A 19,644-nucleotide genomic window follows, 5' to 3' on the forward strand; every position below is an offset into this window, starting at 1 on the left:
AATAAACGCAGGTGATAAACATGACACAATGGGATTTATTGGATTCTTTAGGAATCCCTTATAACAATAAAAAATTAATAGAGCATGCTTTCGTGCATTCATCATATGTGAATGAAGCACCGGTTGCACTTGAAGATAACGAACGTCTTGAATTTATGGGTGATGCGGTTCTACAGATTACCGTTTCAGAACGTCTTTTCAAGCATCCGGACTATTTCAGTGAAGGTGATATGACACTTTATCGTGCCAAACTTGTTTGTGAAGAAGCGTTAGCTGATTACAGTCGACTTTTAAAATTAAATGACTATCTTTTACTGGGGACAGGAGAAGAACGTAATGGTGGCCGTCAGCGTCAGTCTATAATTGCTGATTTGTTTGAAAGTTTTATTGGTGCTGTCTATCTCGATAGTGGGATTGATAGTGTTAATAAAATACTGGATGTTGTTCTCAAAGAAGTCTTTGAAGATCTCCAGTCGTTGAGCATTACGGATTACAAAACGAAACTACAAGAATTTATTCAAGCGGATTCACGTAAGTCAGTAAGCTATGATGTCATTAATATTACGGGTCCTTCCAATGCTCCTGAGTTCGAAGTCGTCGTAAAATTGGATGACCTTATCTTTGGTCTTGGTAAAGGAACGAGTAAGAAAAAAGCAGAACAACAAGCTGCGAAAGATGCATTTCAAAAACTTGTAAAATAATAAAGGAGTGACGGTACGTGCAACAGTTATTAAATACAATCAAAATTAATAAAGACTATCTTCCATTTTATGAAGATGCAAGCGTCGAGTCAGTCCGTTATAATCAATCAGAAAAGGTACTCGAGTTAATCCTCAAGGTAAACAGTGTGTTACCTTTTTCTGTCTTTGAGGACTTCGTACGTAAATTACAACTTAACACTAAATCTAAGGCAAATGTTACGGTCATTGCGCAATCAATGACGATTACAGCTTTAGATATGAATCGTTATGTGAACCTTGTCGCATCACGCTTGGCATTGCGTGCCATAAAAGATGCGCACTATACACTTGATGATACCAATCTTACAATTATTTGCGATAATGAATCACATCGTTTAGATGCCGACCGTCAATTAGATGTACTTATAGAAGGTCTGAAAGATTTTGGAATTCATTGTGATGTTTTAACGCAAGTTCGTGTAGATAATCTTGAAAAAGAAATCGTTGTGATGCCACAAATGAAACGTCCAGATGATCATCAAGAACGGAAGACCGTATCGCGTCAGCCACGTCGTGGTGGTAAGGATTATAATACCGTCGCGATGGAAGTCTTGACCGATGAAGCACATAATGTGGCAGTTACGGGGGAAATTTTCGAAGTAGAAGTTCGCGAAACCCGTACTGGAAATTTCATTGTTAAATATTACATTTCAGATGGTAAAGCTGCGATTGTTATTACAGACTTTGCTAAAACTGAAGATGAAATTATCAAAAAAGGGAAATGTATCAAAGTTTACGGAAATTACATTTTTGAACCACGATTTGAAAAAGATTATGTTTTCAAAATGGATCGCTATGAAGAGGTTGGAGATATCTTTAAACGCTTTGATACAGCTCAAGAAAAGCGCGTTGAATTCCATCTCCATACCAAATTTTCCGAGATGGATGGAATTAGTGATGCATCAGAATATATGAAACAGGCTTTTGAATGGGGTCATCCTGGAATGATTATTACTGACCACACAGCTGTTCAGTCCTTTCCTAAGGCATATGGTGCTTTAAAGCGAATGCGTAAAGACTATCCAGATCATGATTTCAAACTGGGTTATGGTGTGGAAATGAATCTTGTTGATCAGGACCTTAAGATTGTGAGTCATGCTCAAGGTCAACCACTTCATAGTGGTGATTATGTTGCTTTTGACTTAGAAACAACTGGGTTATCGAACTTCTTTGATCATATCATTGAATTTGGTGCTGTTCGAATTCGAAATGGGAAAGTGGTCGAGAACTTCCAAACATTCGTGAAACCACCGATTCCGATTCGACCATTCATCACAGAACTTACGAGCATTTCAAATGATGATGTCAAAAATGCAAAACCGATTGAAACAGCAATTGATGATATTTTAAACTTTATGGGTGATGATCCTTTAATTGCTCACAACGCCCAGTTTGATATTGATTTCCTGCAAGAGACGTTACGAAAACTTGGCCGTAAACCGCTTCAAAATGCTGTCATTGACACGCTTGATTTAGCCCGTGCGATGTATGATAACCGACGTTCGTATCGTCTGGGTGCAATTGCACGTTTACTCAGAATTTCCTACGATGAGAGTGTTGCTCACCGTGCCGATTATGATGCGGAAGTGTTAAGTCTTGTCTTCTTAGAAATGATTCGTGATCCACGTTTGTCTGCATTCCAAGTTATTGATGATCTGCAAACTTTGAGTGACGAAAACGGTTATTCAAAAGTTCGTAAACATCATGCGAATGTTATTGCGAAAAATGAAGCTGGTATTAAAAGCCTTTATGAGTTGATTTCAATCTCACATACCAAAAATCTTGCGTTTTTTGGGAATACATCTAAAGGGGATGCTGTTATGGCTGAACCACGGATTATCAGAGAAGAGCTGACTGCACGCCGAGAAAATTTATTGATTGGTGCTGGATGTACTTCGTCTGAAGTGTTTGAAGTCGCAATGAACAAGAGTCAAGAAGCGTTGGATAAAACGATTGACTTTTATGACTATATAGAGATTATGCCTTTGGATTACTACGGTCCACAAATTTATATGGGACAGATTGAAAATAAAGAACGTTTAGAAGCCATACTCAACCGAATCATCGAGACTGCAACGCGCCTTAATAAACCAATAATTGCGGTAGGGAATGCGCACTATAACCATCCTAAAGAGAAAGTTATTCGTGATGTTTACATTCATTCTCAAGGAATTGGTGGATCAAGACACCCATTATTCATGTTTAATGAACAAAAACGAATGAATTTTGTGGCGCCAGATATGCATTTTAAATCAACCGATGAAATGCTGGCGGCGTTTGCTTGGTTAGGAGACCAAAAAGCCTATGATTTCGTTATTAAAAATCCTGTAAAACTTTTGGAGTCAATAGATGATGTGGCACCAAAAAAAGGAGAACTGTTCACACCAAAATTGGATAATTCTGATAAACTCTTAGAAGATATCGTTTATGAAAATGCGCATCGTATTTATGGAGACCAATTACCTGAAGTCGTAAGTTCACGAATTGAACGTGAATTGAAATCTATTTTTGGAAACGGATTTGGGGTTATTTACTATATTTCCCATCTTCTTGTAAAAAAATCTCTAGATGATGGTTATTTGGTTGGGTCGCGGGGTTCGGTTGGATCATCGCTCGTTGCAACGCTTGCGGAAATCACGGAAGTTAACCCATTACCACCTCACTATATTTGCTTGAACTGTCATCATCAAGAGTTTTTCATGGATGGTAGTGTTTCAAGTGGCTACGATTTGCCAGCAAAAGTGTGCCCAAGTTGCGGTGAACCTTTAGTAGGTGATGGACAAGATATTCCATTTGAGACATTCCTTGGATTTGAGGGCGATAAAGTTCCTGATATTGACCTTAACTTTTCTGGTGAGTATCAAGAACATGCTCATAACTATACAAAAGAGATATTTGGGGAAGCCTATGTTTATCGCGCCGGAACCATTTCAACTGTTGCACAGAAAACCGCTTTTGGGTATGTGCTTGGCTACAATGAGAGTATGAATATTACCGATTCAACAAATGCATGGAATACTTATCTCGCCTACGGTGCTGAGGGTGTCAAACGAACTACTGGACAACATCCGGGTGGTATCATCGTTGTTCCAGATTATATGGACGTTCACGACTTTACTCCGATTCAATATCCAGCAAACAACCCCGAGTCATCGTGGTATACAACTCATTTTGAGTTCCACGATATTGATGACAACGTCCTCAAACTGGATATTCTTGGACATGTGGATCCTACGGCTATGAAAATGCTCGAACGCCTTACTGGAATTGATGTTAAAACAGTTCCGATGAATGACGTTCCAACGTTATCGCTCTTTAATAGTACAGAGGCACTTCATGTCGATGAACGAAACTATCACGAGATTACGGGTGGACTTGGACTTCCTGAGTTTGGAACACCGTTTGTTCGTGGTATGCTTGAAGCGACGAAACCGGATAAGTTTTCAGATTTAGTTCGTATATCTGGACTTTCTCATGGTACGGATGTTTGGCGTACGAATGCGGAAGACTTGATCAAAGATAAAGGCATGACACTTGATGAAGTTATAGGATGTCGGGATGATATTATGGTTTATCTTATGCATGCAGGATTACCAGCGAAAGAAGCTTTCGATATTATGGAAAGTGTTCGTAAAGGAAAAGGATTACGCGAGAACTGGATTGAATCCATGCGTAAGAATAATGTTCCAGAATGGTATATTGATTCATGTTTGAAAATTAAGTATATGTTCCCGAAAGCCCATGCCGTGGCTTATGTTATGATGGCAAATCGTGTGGCATGGTTCAAAGTTCACCACCCAAGAGCTTACTATTGTTCATACTTTACGCTACGTGTTAATGCGCATGAGATTGAAACACAAACCACAAACATCGAAACAGTTCAAAGTCGAATCAACAATATTAACACGCGTTTGAAAAATTTTGAAACTAAAAATCAAGTCACGATCAAAGAGAAGAACTTGATTGATACATTAGAAGTTACCTTAGAGTTAATGAGTCGTGGATTTAAGATTAGTCCATTAGACTTGTACTATTCTGATGCAACTGAGTATAAACTTGATCCACGTGATGAGACAGCGATTATTCCACCATTCAACGTCGTTGATGGACTTGGAAATAACGTTGCAAATCAGATCGTGCGTGCTCGTGAAGAGCGAGAGTTTATATCTAAAAAAGATCTGATGTCTCGCGGTGGAATATCTGCGACAACAGTCAAAAAACTTGATGAACTTGGTGTCACTGATCACTTACAAGAAACCAATCAAATGAGTTTATTCTAGAATCTCTCAAGATTTTATGACATCTTAAACATAAAAGAGTGCAAGTTGCACTCTTTTTTCTGTGAAACGATAGAGACACGCTATAATAAGATAAAGAGAGGGTGATAATCTTGAAGAGGCTAAAACTCGAGTCTTTAATGATGCAAGTATTGATGATGTTTCTTGTTTCGATATTAATATTTTTTATGACCACATTGTTTGCTACAAAGTTGAGCTTTGAGTGGGGGATGTTGTGGTTTGGTATGGGTCTTGTACTCTTAACCATATTTATTCATAGTGCTGCATATACCAATAGTCATTACAAAACACTATATATTGTGTGTTTTGTAGTCAATATGATTGGGACTGGATTATCTTTTGGAACATATTTTAATGTAGAATCTGTCATATTTCGTGGCTATTTAGTTCCATTAGTTGTTGTCGGAAGCTTTTTAATCGCTTATCTTTATACCTTAATGTTCCAAAGACGTATCGGAAAATCAATCACACATTTTCGTAATCTATGGGTTGTTCTAATTGGCTTTGTTATGGTATCAACTATTGGATTGTGGATGAAAGGTGGTTATATTGATTTAGCGTTGATGATCCTCTTTGCAGGAATTTATCTCTTGGCATACATCGCATTTCTACACTTTTTACTAAAAAGCGGAGAAGTGTATCGACTCGCATCTTTTTACAGTTTCGGTATTTATATAATTATTACGATTGTGGTGATTTCAATTCTACTTGAAGATGGTTTCGCTGTTGAAGCATTCTTCACGTCTGGGGATGGAAATACGACAAAACAAAATCAAAACATCAATTGATTTTGACTGTTGATTCGTAAATATTATAAGAGACTTTATCCTGGATATTGTAATGGACATGGTTTTGAAACATTTCATAAAAACAAAGCCACCAAGTAGGTGGCTTTAACTATTTAATTGCAGACTGGTTTTGCGTGTTGGTTACAGTCATAAGAATACTTAAAATTACGAGGATGATAGGTAGTCCAATAAATAGCACAAGCACTATAAATGGTACGATTCCGCCGGTTGTATAGTAAGAAATAGCAAATCTACCTCGTGATAAAGCATGGAGCTCCAACAATTGCTGCGACATTTGAGATAATGCATGAATAGCAAGAGTTGTGATGTACGCGTACATCAATAGTTGCGATGTTCGGGAGTTTCGTTGAATACGAATGGCTGAGAGCAACATAATTATGAATAAATATAAGAAATAGACGATAACATAGGGCATCGAAGCTACACTGCGATGAAGGTATGTCCAAGATTCATCAGCGGCGTCAAATCCCACACCCCATATCCCTAACATGTAAAGCGGAAAAATGAAAAGGGTGAGCACAATAATAATTATATCGAGATGTTTTTGTTTCATGATTGACCTCCTTGATGAATCCAGCTTTGGTTGGCAGCATTGATACGAATCGAAAGTTGATCTTTTAGAGGAATCGTTAGTGTGATGCTTTGCTCTTGGTGAGCTGGAATGGTCACATTTAGAGGTTCTAAAACTTCACGTGAAACCATGGTTGTGCCGTCGGTGATTAGTATCGGATTAATAGCTGAAAACGTTTGGGGTATTGATGTCGTGTTGGTTATTACGAATGTAATGTCTGTACTATCTGGTTTCTGAGCTACTGGTTTGATATCAATGAGCCAAGTGTTATCAACAAGATACAAATGTGTATTTGGAACAGTGCTGACATTGGTATGGAAGTTGTAGGCATTAAGTGCTGTTGTTGTTAAATATTTTAAATTAGGAGTTAAATAGCTATTTGCGTTAAATGATAGTGATTTGATATTGTTGATGGTGATCCTACTAAAGTTAGCAGGTAACTCATCATTATAGTGATTTTCAAATGATCGGAATGCCTGTTCTTGGTCTAGAAAAATTTCATAGCCAAATCTGTTTACACATACGTCAGTATCTTCCAAAACTGAAGGGTATGGATCACTGACACATTGTTGTGTGAGCGTTTGAGCAGCATTAATTGTATTTGTGTAAACAATCAAAAATGCACCGAAGACAAATGTTGCAATTATTGTAACTGTGAAGCCTCCATGAGATAAGACGAAGCGGCGTCTTGGTGATTGTTTTAAAGTAGATCGGGCGTTGTAGGTTAGAGCTGAGCGTTGATATTGCCAAAAGATTAAAATAAGTCCGATGACGACCAACACTTTTAAATAAAGATTAGTAAGGTTCATATAGGTCCTCCTAGATACCGATGTGTTCTTTGAACGCATGATAATAAGTTCGATTAACGTCATGCCATGAACCAGTAACTTTCACAGCATATTTCATATTCAATTTAACACGAATATCAGTGATATAATGTAAATTGATGACCGTGAATTTATTGATTCGTAAAAGGGGTAAGACTTCAAATGTTTTGAGCGGATCATGAGTATAAAAAGATTCCGTTTCAGTCTCAACCAACAAACTAGATTCTTGGGTCGTAACGGTTCTGATTTCGTCGCTATTCAAATACTGTGTTGTATGGCCATTGGTTACTAAAAAACGTTGATTGTTTTCGTATAAAACATACTCACCATTCTCTGTCACAATTTCGGCATGCTTTAACGATTCAACAATATTATCGGAAGCGATGCCACGTCCAAGTTGAATTTTCATAAGGTCACCTCTTACAGTTATCATACTGAGTAAAAACATGAAATACAATGTGTTACCCTTAAGTTACGTGAAATGCACGATATTCTACATAATATGCATTAATGAGTGCTTCAAAGGTCAATTAAGACCCACGTCAATATATTTGCAAACAACGAAATAATAGTCTATAATATTAGTATACTTTGAAACAAGGAGTGGTCACGCCACTCCTTATATATTGTCTTAAGGAGCGATTATGGAAAAGTATTTGGAAAAATTACAACCAGTTGCGAATGAGATGGGCTTAAATATTATCGATATTGAGTATATCGGTAAGGACATTCTTGACATTAGCATTGCACGTCAAGACTTTGAATCCGTTGATTTAAATATGTGCGCGGCGGCTGCACAAGCATTTGGTGAAGCAATAGATTTTGAAATCAGTTTGGATGTTGGTTCAGCAGGTGCTGAACGAATGATTGAACCTGATGATTACAAAGATGTAGAAGGTCAGTATGTGTTCATTCAATTCAAGAACACATTTAAAGATGCTGAAAATGTGGAAGGTACTGTAGTCAGTGTTAGTGATGATGCTGTCGTCGTATCCTATCGCGTTAAAACAGCACTTAAAGAAGTAACAATTGAACGTTTAAACATTAAATACCTGCGCCTTGCAGTTAAAGTATAAGGAGAAATTTTTAGATGAACGTTAAAAATGTCATATTAGCGATGCAAGAAATTGAAAACAATCGCAATATTTCAAAAGAAGTAATTATTGAAGCGTTACAAGACTCATTAGTGAAAGCTTATCGCCGTCAAATAGGCGTTCCTGATGCGATTGTCGAAGTAATAATTGATCCCAATTCTGAAGAGATGCGTCTATTCCACAATTTCCTTGTGGTTGAAGAAGTTGAAGACGATGAATTGGAAAAAGGAATCCATGAACTCGAAGACAATAGTCAAGGTTTAAAAGTTGGAGATTGGTATAAAGAAGAACAACCAATCGTTGAATTAGGTCGTGCTGCAGCAACTCAAGCTAAGAACGTGATTAAACAAAAAATTCGTGAAGCTGAGAAACAAGCTGTGTATGACGAGTACATTGATCAACTTGGTGAAATGGTCATGGCAATGGTTGAAAGTGTTGAAGAAAAATTTGTTGTCGTCAACCTTGGAAAATCATTGGCGGTGATGCCACGTGCAGCACAAATCGAAGGGGAAATGTACCGTGAAGGACATACCCTAAAAGTTGTTATAACAGATGTAAACAAAGATACTAAAGGAGCTCAAATCTTAGTTTCACGTGCAGATGCAATGCTTGTACGCCGTCTGTTTGAAAATGAAGTTCCTGAAATTTTTGATGGTCAGGTCGAAATCAAAGCGATTGCACGCGAAGCGGGCGAACGTACGAAGGTTGCTGTATATTCACACGATCCAGATATTGATCCTATTGGAGCATGTATTGGACCACGTGGACAACGTGTACAAGCAATTATCGAAGAGCTTAAAGGTGAAAAAATTGATATCTTTGAGTGGAGCGAAGACATGATTGAACTTGTTAAGAATGCATTGGCACCTGCGGAAATTATTGCAGTTTTCCCAAATGAAGAGAACAAAGGTCTTGTCGTAATTGTCGATGATTCACAATTATCATTAGCAATTGGTAAGCGTGGTAAAAATGCCCGTCTTGCAGTTCGCTTAACAAAACAACGAATTGATATTAAATCAGTATCTGAAGCACAAAATGAAGGCGTTGACTACGTGTCATTAATGGCAGCTTACCAAGCAGAAATTAATGAAAAAATGGCTCCGAAAGTTGAAGAAACGGTCGAAGCGGTCGTTGAAATGGATACAATGGATGAAACTGAAGTAAGTACTGAAGAAGTTGTCGCTGAAACAGTAGCAACAGATGTACCAGCTGATGAAGTCATTGAAGAGACTGTAGAAGTTGAAGTGGCTCCTGAAGTTGTTGTTGAAGAAACATCGGAAGAAACAACAAAAATTGAACGTAAAGATATTTTCCGTCCTCGTACAGAGTATGTCTCCAAGTTTGAAGAATTGGCAAATACTTCACGCCAAGAAGAGCAACAAGTCCGTCGTCGTAAACCACGTCGTGATAAAGATGAAGAAAAACCTGTTAATACAGCTGAGCTTCTCAAAGAAATGGAATATGAAATTGTTCCGGAGTATACAAAAGAAGAACTTGAAGAAATTAACCGTCAAAAAGAAGTTGAAGACAACTCATGGTATGAGGATGAAATCGACTTCGATGAATTTGACAACTATTACGATCAAGAATAGGAATTATTATGAAAAAAATTCCAATGCGTAAATGTGTTGTAACACAAGAGCAATTTCCGAAAAAGGACCTTCTGCGAATCGTTTTGACCCCAGAAGGAACCGTAGAAATTGATGAAACAGGCCGTAAAAATGGCCGAGGGGCGTACATTTCACGTAAACCTGAAACTGTATCACTTGCAATGAAAAATAGGGCACTTGACCGGGCTTTAAAAACCAAGGTCGACGATGCTATTTACGAAATGTTGGGTGAATATGTTAAATAAAGAAAAATTTCTAAACGGTCTCGGCCTATGTCGCCGTGCCGGTAAAATCGTAGCTGGTGACGAATTGTTGCCTGCAATTCAAAAACGCAGCGTTAAGTTAGTTGTGCTAGCTGACAATGCATCTGAACGTACGAAGAAACAAATTATCGATAAAAGTAAAACGGCAAATGTTGATGTTGTCACGGGTGTTTCAAAAGAAGAACTTTCGTGGGCCATAGGCATGGATAACCGTGTTGCAATCGGTATTTCAGACACAGGTTTGGTGAAGGTATTAAAAACGAACTTATAGAAAATAGAGGTGACTGTATAAGTGAGTAAGAGAAAACCAACGAGAAACAATCGTAACAATAAAGGTCGTGGCAAAAAACAAAGCCAGGACACATTTAAACCAAAAGATATCGTAGTAAAAGAGTTTGACTATACAGAAGGAGTTTCTGTTAAAGATTTATCAGAACTTATCAACAAGAGTCCTGCTGATATTATCAAATTGCTTTTCATGATGGGTACAATGGTAACCATTAATACATCTCTTGATGATGATACTGTTGAACTTATTGCAATGGAGTACGATATGACTCCAACTAAAGTTGAAGCTGTCGATGCTTTAACACTTGAAGATACAATCGAAGATGATCCTGCAATGTTGCAAGAACGTCCACCAATTGTAACAATCATGGGTCACGTAGACCATGGGAAAACGACAACACTTGACACAATCCGTAATGCTAAAGTTGTTGATGGTGAGTTTGGTGGTATCACGCAACATATTGGTGCTTACCAAATCGAACATAACGGTCGTAAAATTACATTCTTAGATACACCAGGTCACGAGGCCTTTACAGCGATGCGTGCTCGTGGTGCCAGTGTAACAGATATCGTAGTAGTAGTTGTTGCTGCAGATGATGGGGTTATGCCTCAAACACGTGAAGCGGTTGACCATGCTAAAGCGGCGGGTGCACCACTTATTGTAGCAATCAATAAAATTGATAAACCAGAACAAAATATTGATCGTATTTACTCTGAGTTCACTGATTTAGGTGTTACACCTGAAGAGTGGGGTGGAGAAACAGTCTTTGCGAAAATTTCCGCGAAAACTGGAGAAGGAATCGATGACCTTCTAGAAACAATTTTAGTTGCAACTGAACTTGAAGAATTAAAAGCGAATCCTAACCGTCTTGCATTCGGTAGCGTCATTGAGGCGAAACTTGATAAGAGTCGTGGGCCAGTCGCAACATTACTAATTCAAAAAGGAACACTTCGTCAAGGAGATCCGGTCGTTGTTGGTACAACATATGGTCGTGTCCGTAAAATGGTTGATAGCCGTGGACGTGAGCTTCAAGAAGCAGTTCCATCAATGCCAGTCGAAATTATTGGATTGAATGAAGTGCCAATTGCTGGAGATTTATTCCGAGCATTTAAAGAAGAAAAAGAATCACGTGCTGTTGCTCAAAAACGTAATAATGCACGTATTGAAAAAGATCGTAATCAATCAAGTGCACTGAGCCTTGATGATTTATCAGATCAAATTGAATCCGGCGATATTAAAGACATCAACGTAATTCTTAAAGCTGACGTACAAGGTTCTGCTGAAGCCGTTAAAGCTGCATTAGAACGTGTAGAAGTTGGAGATGGAAAAGAAGTTGCTGTTAAAGTTATTCGTTCCACTGTTGGTGGAATTACCGAAAGTGATATTATGCTTGCTTCGGCATCAAATGCTATTATCATTGGATTTAACATTCGTCCAACTGCAGCAATCCGTAAAAAAGCGGATGATGAAGGTATTGAAATTCGACTTTACAACATTATTTATAAAGCTGTAGAAGATATGGAACATGCCATGAAAGGGATGCTTGCACCTGTCTTTAAAGAAGTTATTCATGGTCAAGCAGAAGTTCGTGAGTTATACCACGTATCTAAAGTCGGTACTATTGCTGGATGTATGGTTACAGACGGTAAAATGGTTAAAGAATCCGGAATTCGCCTCATGCGCGACGGTGTTGTTGTCTATGAAGGACGTATGGCAACATTGAAACGATTCCAAAATGAAGCAAAAGAAGTTGCTGCTGGTTACGAGTGTGGTATCACAATCGAGAACTTTAATGATATCAAAATGGGAGACGTTATCGAATCCTACGGTGAAGTTGAAGTAGAACAGAGGTAATTACTATGTCAGTTAAAAAAGAACGTATTGAATCAATTATTAAACGTGAACTTGCACCTTTAATTGTAAATCGTCTAAACGATCCAAGCTTGTCGTTTGTAAGTATTACAGATGTTGAAGTAACAAATGATTTCTCATTTGCTACAATCTATGTCAGTTTCTTACAAGATAAAGATAAGAAAAAGGGAATGGAAGCATTACGTCGTGCGAAGGGAATCCTTCGCTCTGAAGTTGCAAAATCATTATCAATCCGTCGTACACCTGAGTTACTCTTTAAATTAGATGAATCAAGTGAACATGGAACACGAATTGATACAATCTTAGAATCACTTCGTAAAGACGAAGAATAAGAATGAGGAACCGATCGAAAGATGGGTTCCTTTTTTTAGTATCTTAATGATACAATCATAGTATATTTTGTAAAGGAGTCTCACAATGCCAATTATTAAACAACTCGAAATTAAGAAAAATCGACGTGTTCTCATTACATCAGATATTCACGGAAATCTAGAACGGTTTAAGCAGTTGCTCCAACATGTTCAATTTAGTACTGATGATGTCTTGATAATTAATGGAGATTTAACCGAAAAGGGAGCTGCATCTCTTGAAACTGTACGCTACACGTATGAACTATCGAAGACTCATGAAATTCATATTGTTCAAGGAAATTGTGAAACATTGCAATATCTAGACAATCCTGAGCACTTTGAAATGTTACGAAATTATATAAATAATCGACCACAGTCGCTAATTCATGAAATGTTAGTGGCCATTGGTGTTGATATTACCCCACACATGGATATGCTAGCAGCGCGTACTTTACTACAATCACACTATCCAGAATATATCGATTTCTTGGGTGCATTGCCTAATATTATCGAAACAGATGCATTTACACTTGTTCATGCAGGTCTTGAGCAGAAGTCACTTACAGATCAGGATGTTGACTTAATTCAAACAATGCCATACTTTGGCTTGGTCGATACGGAATTTGATAAGCCTGTTATTGTAGGTCATTATCCCGTGTGTTTGTATCACAATCAAACGATCGATCATAAGCCAATCTTGGACGTCATAAAAAACATCTATTCCATAGATGGCGGTAATGTAATCAAAGATGATGGCCAATTAAACGTTCTCATCTATGAGCAGGGTCATTTTACAGTTGATTATGTCGATGGATTTGACTATTATTCCATCTTAAATCACCAAGATGGAAATAAAGGAACACATATATCGTGGATGGATCGTGAAATCGAAATATTGGATAAAAAGCCTGAATTTATACGGGTAAAACAACGTAGTACTGGAAATGAAGCGTGGATTCATGAATCATTCGTTGATGAAGAAAAAAATGAAGTTATTGATGATGTCACAGATACAGTGCTTCAAGTGTCAAAACATGACTTATTCCACCCACTATTGAAAACATCGACAGGTTACTATGGAAAACATAATGGCGAAGTTGGATGGTATTTTGGTAACTTAGGAGGATTCTGTGAGACCCATTGATGTAGCAAAACAATTTAATATTAGCACATCGACTGTTCGGAAGTATGAAGATGAAGGATTGATTCCTCCGTCCATTCGAAGTGCAAACGGATATCGGAAGTATGAGCCAAAACACGTAGAATATATGGCTTGTGTATTAGCGATGCAAGCTGGATTTAGTCGTAGCCAAATAATTCAAGTCATGGCGTGTATGATGGATGGCAAAGCAAATGAAGCACTCTTAATTTGTTCAAGACATCAATCCGAGTTGATTCGAGAATTATCACATGCTCAAAAGACCGTCAACATGTTTACATCTGGTGACATCTTTAGAGAATTGAAGTTAAAACGAAAACTATCGATTCAAGAAGTTTCTCAGCTGATTGATGTACCGGATACTACATTACGACACTGGGAAAAAGAGGGACTGGTTGTCCCATCACGGAACAAAGATAATAACTATCGAATGTATGATGCAAATCAAATTGCCCGTCTCTTGATTATTAAAACAATAAAGGCTGCTGTGTGGTCTTTGGAACATGTTCGTGAAGTATTGCGAGACTTTGACAACAAGCAACCTGAAGAAGCATATAAAGTAGCGTTGGATGCTTTAAATTATTTATACAAAATGAATCTCTATCAACATCAAGGGATGCACGCACTGTATACATTGTGTTTATCTCAGGGAATCGTTGCACAACATTATCAACAGGACTATAGTTTCTTCCAAAACCTATAATTTAAACCTTAGAGTCCTTAAATAAACTTATTTGGCGATATCTAACTTAATTTACCATTAAGTTTGTTTCTTGCATTAATGTGCTATAGTTTTTATAGAAATGGAGATAGCCTATGGAACAACAATTAAAATTACGTGGTATGACCACAAACAATCTAAGGAATATTGATTTAGATATCCCCAAAAACAAGATAACTGTCTTTACGGGTGTATCAGGATCAGGAAAATCCTCAATCGTTTTCGATACAATCGCAAATGAGGCGACACGACAACTGAATCAAACTTACTCAACATTTATTCAAAACTTTCTTCCGAAAGTTGATAAACCATCCGTTGATAGCATTACAAATCTAAATCCAGCGATTATTATTGATCAAAAGCGAATCGGTGGAAATGCTCGTTCTACCTTAGGTACGATTACGGACATTAATGCGTTCCTACGAACTATCTTTTCAAGAATCGGATTGCCTTCAGCGGGTACAGCATCTATGTTTTCTTTTAATGATCCGGCTGGTATGTGTGAATCATGCCAGGGCATTGGTAAACGAATTGAACCACGCGTTGACTTAATATTAGATATGACACGATCGCTAAATGATGGTGCTATCACATTTCCCGTATTTGATCGGGAATCGTGGTATTTCCAAATTTATGAAGCTTCAGGATGGTTTGATCTTGATTTACCATTAAATCAATACGATGACGAAACGTTGGAATTACTGCTCTATGGAAGTAAACGCAAAGTGCAAATCATGGGACCTGGAGGTTCAAAACCAACGAATCTTGAATATGAAGGGATTCTAGCGAAGTTTCGTTCGATGTTTATTACCCGAGACTTAAGCGGACACTCCAAACGAACACAAGATATCGTTAACACGTATACCACACTACAAACCTGTACGAAATGTCAGGGAACACGCTATGCTCCTGCAATTCTTGATTGTAAAATTGGAGATTTAAATATTTTTGATGTGACGGATATGGAATTAACGGATTTAAAGGCTTTCTTGGAAGATATACACAATGTTGAGCCAGTAAAACCTATCGTGGAAGAAGCACTGAAACGCGTAAATCAACTCATACAGATGAGTTTAGAATACTTAACCTTAACCCGTGAGACGAGTACCTTATCTGGAGGGGAGTCGCAAAGGGTTAAGATGATGAAGCATTTAAGTAGCAGTTTGAATGGTCTTATCTATATTTTTGATGAGCCAAGTGTAGGATTGCATCCTCGTGATGTCGAAAATCTAAATGGCATGCTTTGTGATCTTCGCGACGCAGGGAATACGGTTATTATCGTCGAACACGATCGTGATGTTATTAAAGTTGCTGATCACCTCATTGATGTAGGGCCGCTGGCAGGTATTCATGGTGGTGAAATTATGTTTGAAGGTTCTTATGAAGGACTTCTTGCATCACAGACACTTACCGGGTTGCATTTACATGCACTGCCAGCGTTCAAAGACACTCTGCGTCCTAATACAGGATTCTATACAATTGAAAATGCCAAAACTAATAATCTTAAGAACGTAACTGTGTCGATACCTAAAAATGTTTTGACTGTTGTGACTGGAGTTGCCGGAAGTGGTAAGTCATCTTTAATTCATCAAGAATTTATGAGTCATTATCCAGAAGCCGTTGTAATCGATCAAAAACAACTCCATACAAGTTCTCGTTCTAATTTAATGACTTACACCGGTATTTTTGATAAGATTCGAACAGTTTTTGCGAAGGCAAACAATGTCGATAAGGCACTTTTTTCATTCAACTCCAAAGGAGCATGTCCCGAATGTAAGGGGCGAGGGGTTATTGTCACTGACTTGGCGTTTATGGAAGACGTTGAGACGATTTGTCATGTATGCGATGGCAATCGCTATATCCCAGAAGTTATCAATTATCGCTACAAAGACCTTAATATTATTGAAGTGGGCGCATTAACCGTCGAAGAAGCAGTTGATTTCTTCGATGATAAAACAATTCGAAAGACATTGATCACGCTTGCTGAAGTGGGCGTACATTACTTATCATTAGGACAACCGCTAGACACCATTTCTGGTGGAGAGGCGCAACGGATTAAATTGGCAAGTGAATTACACAAGCAAAGTGATTTGTATGTTTTAGACGAACCTACAACTGGATTACATATGTCGGATATAGATACCTTTATGCGTATTATCGATCGTTTAGTCGATTCAGGCAGTACTGTAATAATAATTGAACATAATCTTGAAGTTATGCGGGTTGCAGATCATATCATTGATATGGGACCGCAAGGTGGGAGTCAAGGTGGTCGAGTTGTCTTTGAAGGCGCACCACAAGATATCTTCGATGCACCAGAATCGCTTACTAAAAACTATATATAAAAAAACCGCTTCGACTGAGGCGGTTTTTTTTATGATCAGAGTTGATTAAAGCGATTTAAAAATTGTCGTACCCGTTCGTGTTTTGGGTTATTGAAGAGTTCATCAGGAGAGCCTTCTTCTAGGATAATCCCTTGCTCCATAAATAGAATGCGATCGCTCACTTCTTTAGCGAAGGCCATTTCGTGTGTGACAATAAACATTGTGAAGCCTTCGTCTGCAAGATCTTTGACGACTTGCAAGACTTCACCGACCATTTCTGGATCTAGTGCACTTGTAGGCTCGTCTAAGAGGAGAAATTCAGGTTTCATCGTTAGTGCTCGAGCAATTGCAACCCGTTGTTTCTGACCCCCTGAAAGGCGTTTAACCGAGGCGTCTTTGAAATTAAGCATCCCAACCCGTTCGAGATTCTTAAGCGCTTCTTGTTCGACGTCTTTGGGATTTTCTTTCAATACACGTATTGGGCCAACCATGAGATTTTCAAGAACCGTCATGTTACTAAAAAGATTAAATGATTGGAAAATAATCCCAACTTGAGAACGGTATTTATTAACATCGATTTGAGGGTCATTAACTTCTAAGTCATTAAAGAAAACTTTACCTTCATCAAATTCTTCAAGGAGGTTAATACAGCGTAGAAGCGTCGATTTACCACTTCCACTTGATCCAATAACGGTCACAACTTCACCTTTTTTGATTTCAAGGTTTATGTCTTTAAGGACCAATAAATCACCAAATGATTTACTCAGGTGTTCAATTTTTAGAAAAGCCATTATTCGTCTCCTTTCAATGTATCGAAGTTCGCTTTATGTGTTTGTGAGTTTGGGTAGTTTCCTTTAGGTGCATCCATATGCGTTTCGATTATTGATAATATCTTGGTTGATATTAGTGTTAACGATAAGTAAATCATGGATACGATAAAGAACGATTCCATTTGACGGTAGTAAATTCCGGAAATTCGATTCCCTTGGAAGAAAAGCTCTGCAACTAAGATAACGTTCAATACTGAAGAATCTTTAATATTAACAACAAATTCGTTTCCAATCGCTGGTAAAGCATTACGAAGCGCTTGTGGTAAGATAACGAAACGCAGTGTTTGGATTTCCGTCATCCCTAAAGCCCGTGCCGCTTCGTTTTGCCCGGGATCAATCGATTGAATTCCGGCACGAATGACTTCTGACATATACGATGACGTATTAACTGAAATAACGACAATCCCTGAAATAAGCGGTGATATTTCAATTCCAAGGGTACGGATTCCATAATAGAAGAGAATCCCTTGAACCATCATTGGTGTACCACGAAGATACTGAACATAGGCCGTGGTTACGATACTGTTTATATGTTTGATAAAACGTACAAACGCTTTATCTCGTTTGTTGATTTTAATTTGACGAAGCCCGGCAACTACCAACCCAATTGTAAGACCAAATGCAGTACCGCAGAGTGCAATTAAGAGTGTGGTGCCAAGTCCACTTAGGTACATGGGCCAGTAATTTTGAATTAAGAAGCCAACACCGGCAATAAATCCAGAAGGCATTTGCTCTTGTCCGGATGTATCTGATGAAGGTTGACGTAAAATTGCGTCATACATAATAGTATCCCGATCTTCGTCCGTCAGACTATTAAGAACGCGGTTGACGTCTTCCAATAATTCTGTGTTTTCTTTCGCAATTCCGATTGAAACTGTTACATCTTCTTCAGATACCGTAAATCCTTGATTTGCTTCAAACGCAACATATGCTAAGTCGGGATTACTATTGGTAATTGCTTGCGCAACCGGTTTTTCAGATACAAATGCATCGATTGCCTTTGATTTTACAGCTGTCGTTAAAAGCGGGAAAGATTCCATTGGCATCCCGTGGTTCACATCGGGAATCTGCGGAACTAGAGTATCGTGAAGCGTCCCAATTTGGGCTGCCACATGTTTCCCAGAAAAATCTTTAAGGGATTTGGCGCCGGCAAGGGGACTTGCTTTTGGCACCACGAGAACCATTTCACTTTTGTAATAGACATCAGTGAAGGCGATAGCTTGACGACGCTCTTCTGTGTTGCTCATACCAGCAATGACAAGATCCACATCACCGATACGAACGCCATCAACTAAACTAGAGAATACAGCATAGTTTTTAACTTTAAGCTCCATTCCAAGATCATCAGCTATTTTGCGAGCAATTTGAACATCATAGCCATCACAGTATGACCGACCGTCTGGCAACGGTTCTGAAAAATCAGTCTTTTGTGTTTGTGTCCAGTTGAATGGAGCATAATTACACTCCATTCCGACTGTTAATACATTATCCTTTGCTGCAAAAACAGCAGTTGTTGGTAATGATAGGATTACCATACATGCAAGAATTAGACTTGCGAATTTAAAGCGACGATGAAACATACTTTCCTCCATATATACAGAAAAAGACCCCATAGCTAGAGGTCCTTGTAATTTCGGATATCTAGCTCCACTTCCAGGTTTCTTGGAAGGAGTGTTACAGGTATTACCTGGAACCCCACGAATCTTGCTTGCAAATCAAAAGTCGTTCGGCGATGGTTGCCTTTCCATAGTGTCGCTGCCTGCCGGCTCGACTATGTACTCATCTGCATCGCTACCTCTATAAAATGTCTTTAACATCAATAATCGTATCACTGATCGCTAAAAAGTCAATGAAATGATGATTTCGTTTTGACTAATTGTTGAAAAA

Annotated in this window: 17 protein-coding genes and 1 riboswitch; of the genes, 12 read left to right on the top strand and 5 right to left on the bottom strand. The window is 38.3% G+C overall.

Annotated features, from left to right (window positions below):
* Positions 1 to 20 precede the first annotated feature (20 nt).
* From rnc to G7061_RS05880, 3 genes are all read left to right on the top strand, one after another.
* The gene (gene rnc / locus G7061_RS05870) at positions 21 to 701 is read left to right on the top strand and encodes a ribonuclease III (protein WP_159636323.1); all 681 of its coding nucleotides are present in this window, start codon (positions 21 to 23) and stop codon (positions 699 to 701) included.
* Between the two features lie 17 nt (positions 702 to 718).
* Positions 719 to 5,020: a PolC-type DNA polymerase III gene (locus tag G7061_RS05875; protein WP_166119661.1), complete on the top strand. Its 4,302-nt coding sequence runs from the start codon at positions 719 to 721 to the stop codon at positions 5,018 to 5,020.
* 137 nt (positions 5,021 to 5,157) lie between these two features.
* A complete protein-coding gene (locus G7061_RS05880; RefSeq protein ID WP_166082707.1) occupies positions 5,158 to 5,826 on the top strand; it encodes a hypothetical protein in 669 nt (222 codons plus the stop codon).
* A gap of 109 nt (positions 5,827 to 5,935) precedes the next feature.
* Here the strand turns inward: G7061_RS05880 and G7061_RS05885 are convergent, their stop codons facing one another.
* From G7061_RS05885 to G7061_RS05895, 3 genes are read right to left on the bottom strand one after another with little or no spacing between them, the layout of a single operon-like run.
* Positions 5,936 to 6,400: a hypothetical protein gene (locus G7061_RS05885; RefSeq protein WP_166119664.1), complete on the bottom strand. Its 465-nt coding sequence runs from the start codon at positions 6,398 to 6,400 to the stop codon at positions 5,936 to 5,938.
* On the bottom strand, positions 6,397 to 7,227 hold the full coding sequence (locus G7061_RS05890; RefSeq protein WP_166119666.1) for a hypothetical protein: 831 nt from the start codon (positions 7,225 to 7,227) through the stop codon (positions 6,397 to 6,399). The genes G7061_RS05885 and G7061_RS05890 overlap by 4 nt, the downstream gene beginning before the upstream one ends.
* Before the next feature lie 10 nt (positions 7,228 to 7,237).
* Entirely contained in the window at positions 7,238 to 7,654 is a 417-nt protein-coding gene (locus G7061_RS05895) for a LytTR family transcriptional regulator DNA-binding domain-containing protein (protein ID WP_166119668.1), read from the bottom strand.
* A gap of 235 nt (positions 7,655 to 7,889) precedes the next feature.
* Between G7061_RS05895 and G7061_RS05900 the strand changes: the two genes are divergently transcribed.
* The 9 genes from G7061_RS05900 to G7061_RS05940 all read left to right on the top strand — a co-directional run bounded on the left by G7061_RS05900 (position 7,890) and on the right by G7061_RS05940 (position 16,948).
* The gene (locus tag G7061_RS05900; RefSeq protein WP_159636311.1) at positions 7,890 to 8,321 is read left to right on the top strand and encodes a ribosome assembly cofactor RimP; all 432 of its coding nucleotides are present in this window, start codon (positions 7,890 to 7,892) and stop codon (positions 8,319 to 8,321) included.
* 14 nt (positions 8,322 to 8,335) lie between these two features.
* On the top strand, positions 8,336 to 9,931 hold the full coding sequence (gene nusA, locus G7061_RS05905; protein WP_159646159.1) for a transcription termination factor NusA: 1,596 nt from the start codon (positions 8,336 to 8,338) through the stop codon (positions 9,929 to 9,931).
* Positions 9,932 to 9,939: 8 nt separating this feature from the next.
* Complete coding sequence (gene rnpM / locus G7061_RS05910; protein WP_159636307.1) at positions 9,940 to 10,194, top strand: RNase P modulator RnpM; 255 nt, start codon at positions 9,940 to 9,942, stop codon at positions 10,192 to 10,194.
* Positions 10,184 to 10,483, top strand: a complete 300-nt coding sequence (locus G7061_RS05915) for a ribosomal L7Ae/L30e/S12e/Gadd45 family protein (RefSeq protein WP_240914405.1) — start codon at positions 10,184 to 10,186, stop codon at positions 10,481 to 10,483. Before rnpM ends, G7061_RS05915 begins: the two co-directional genes overlap by 11 nt.
* Positions 10,484 to 10,504: 21 nt before the next feature.
* Positions 10,505 to 12,355, top strand: coding sequence for a translation initiation factor IF-2 (gene infB / locus G7061_RS05920; protein WP_159636305.1), 1,851 nt, complete (start codon positions 10,505 to 10,507; stop codon positions 12,353 to 12,355).
* A 5-nt stretch (positions 12,356 to 12,360) separates the two neighbouring features.
* Positions 12,361 to 12,705, top strand: coding sequence for a 30S ribosome-binding factor RbfA (gene rbfA / locus G7061_RS05925; RefSeq protein ID WP_159636303.1), 345 nt, complete (start codon positions 12,361 to 12,363; stop codon positions 12,703 to 12,705).
* 85 nt (positions 12,706 to 12,790) lie between these two features.
* The gene (locus G7061_RS05930; protein WP_166119670.1) at positions 12,791 to 13,867 is read left to right on the top strand and encodes a metallophosphoesterase; all 1,077 of its coding nucleotides are present in this window, start codon (positions 12,791 to 12,793) and stop codon (positions 13,865 to 13,867) included.
* Positions 13,854 to 14,585 carry a MerR family transcriptional regulator gene (locus tag G7061_RS05935; protein ID WP_159636299.1) on the top strand — a complete coding sequence of 244 codons (732 nt, stop codon included), beginning with the start codon at positions 13,854 to 13,856 and terminating at the stop codon, positions 14,583 to 14,585. The genes G7061_RS05930 and G7061_RS05935 overlap by 14 nt, the downstream gene beginning before the upstream one ends.
* A 113-nt stretch (positions 14,586 to 14,698) precedes the next feature.
* A complete protein-coding gene (locus G7061_RS05940) occupies positions 14,699 to 16,948 on the top strand; it encodes an excinuclease ABC subunit UvrA (protein ID WP_166119673.1) in 2,250 nt (749 codons plus the stop codon).
* A gap of 35 nt (positions 16,949 to 16,983) precedes the next feature.
* Here the strand turns inward: G7061_RS05940 and G7061_RS05945 are convergent, their stop codons facing one another.
* Positions 16,984 to 17,718 (bottom strand): amino acid ABC transporter ATP-binding protein, encoded by a 735-nt coding sequence (locus G7061_RS05945; RefSeq protein ID WP_159636295.1) that lies wholly within the window; start codon positions 17,716 to 17,718, stop codon positions 16,984 to 16,986.
* The gene (locus tag G7061_RS05950; protein WP_240914406.1) at positions 17,718 to 19,337 is read right to left on the bottom strand and encodes an ABC transporter substrate-binding protein/permease; all 1,620 of its coding nucleotides are present in this window, start codon (positions 19,335 to 19,337) and stop codon (positions 17,718 to 17,720) included. The genes G7061_RS05945 and G7061_RS05950 overlap by 1 nt, the downstream gene beginning before the upstream one ends.
* Positions 19,338 to 19,391: 54 nt before the next feature.
* Positions 19,392 to 19,565, bottom strand: a riboswitch (Lysine riboswitch).
* Between the last annotated feature and the right edge of the window lie 79 nt (positions 19,566 to 19,644).

This window comes from Erysipelothrix sp. HDW6B, assembly GCF_011301115.1.
In the GTDB taxonomy this organism is placed as follows: Bacteria; Bacillota_I; Bacilli_A; order Erysipelotrichales; family Erysipelotrichaceae; genus Erysipelothrix; species Erysipelothrix anatis.

What these genes read in the sequence shown, in the direction of transcription:
- rnc (WP_159636323.1), top strand. Translation starts at nt 21, where the DNA reads ATGACACAATGGGATTTATTGGATTCTTTAGGAATCCCTTATAACAAT.
- G7061_RS05880 (WP_166082707.1), top strand. Translation starts at nt 5,158, where the DNA reads ATGATGCAAGTATTGATGATGTTTCTTGTTTCGATATTAATATTTTTT.
- G7061_RS05885 (WP_166119664.1), bottom strand. Translation starts at nt 6,400, where the DNA reads ATGAAACAAAAACATCTCGATATAATTATTATTGTGCTCACCCTTTTC.
- G7061_RS05890 (WP_166119666.1), bottom strand. Translation starts at nt 7,227, where the DNA reads ATGAACCTTACTAATCTTTATTTAAAAGTGTTGGTCGTCATCGGACTT.
- G7061_RS05895 (WP_166119668.1), bottom strand. Translation starts at nt 7,654, where the DNA reads ATGAAAATTCAACTTGGACGTGGCATCGCTTCCGATAATATTGTTGAA.
- G7061_RS05900 (WP_159636311.1), top strand. Translation starts at nt 7,890, where the DNA reads ATGGAAAAGTATTTGGAAAAATTACAACCAGTTGCGAATGAGATGGGC.
- nusA (WP_159646159.1), top strand. Translation starts at nt 8,336, where the DNA reads ATGAACGTTAAAAATGTCATATTAGCGATGCAAGAAATTGAAAACAAT.
- rnpM (WP_159636307.1), top strand. Translation starts at nt 9,940, where the DNA reads ATGAAAAAAATTCCAATGCGTAAATGTGTTGTAACACAAGAGCAATTT.
- G7061_RS05915 (WP_240914405.1), top strand. Translation starts at nt 10,184, where the DNA reads ATGTTAAATAAAGAAAAATTTCTAAACGGTCTCGGCCTATGTCGCCGT.
- rbfA (WP_159636303.1), top strand. Translation starts at nt 12,361, where the DNA reads ATGTCAGTTAAAAAAGAACGTATTGAATCAATTATTAAACGTGAACTT.
- G7061_RS05930 (WP_166119670.1), top strand. Translation starts at nt 12,791, where the DNA reads ATGCCAATTATTAAACAACTCGAAATTAAGAAAAATCGACGTGTTCTC.
- G7061_RS05940 (WP_166119673.1), top strand. Translation starts at nt 14,699, where the DNA reads ATGGAACAACAATTAAAATTACGTGGTATGACCACAAACAATCTAAGG.
- G7061_RS05945 (WP_159636295.1), bottom strand. Translation starts at nt 17,718, where the DNA reads ATGGCTTTTCTAAAAATTGAACACCTGAGTAAATCATTTGGTGATTTA.
- G7061_RS05950 (WP_240914406.1), bottom strand. Translation starts at nt 19,337, where the DNA reads ATGTTTCATCGTCGCTTTAAATTCGCAAGTCTAATTCTTGCATGTATG.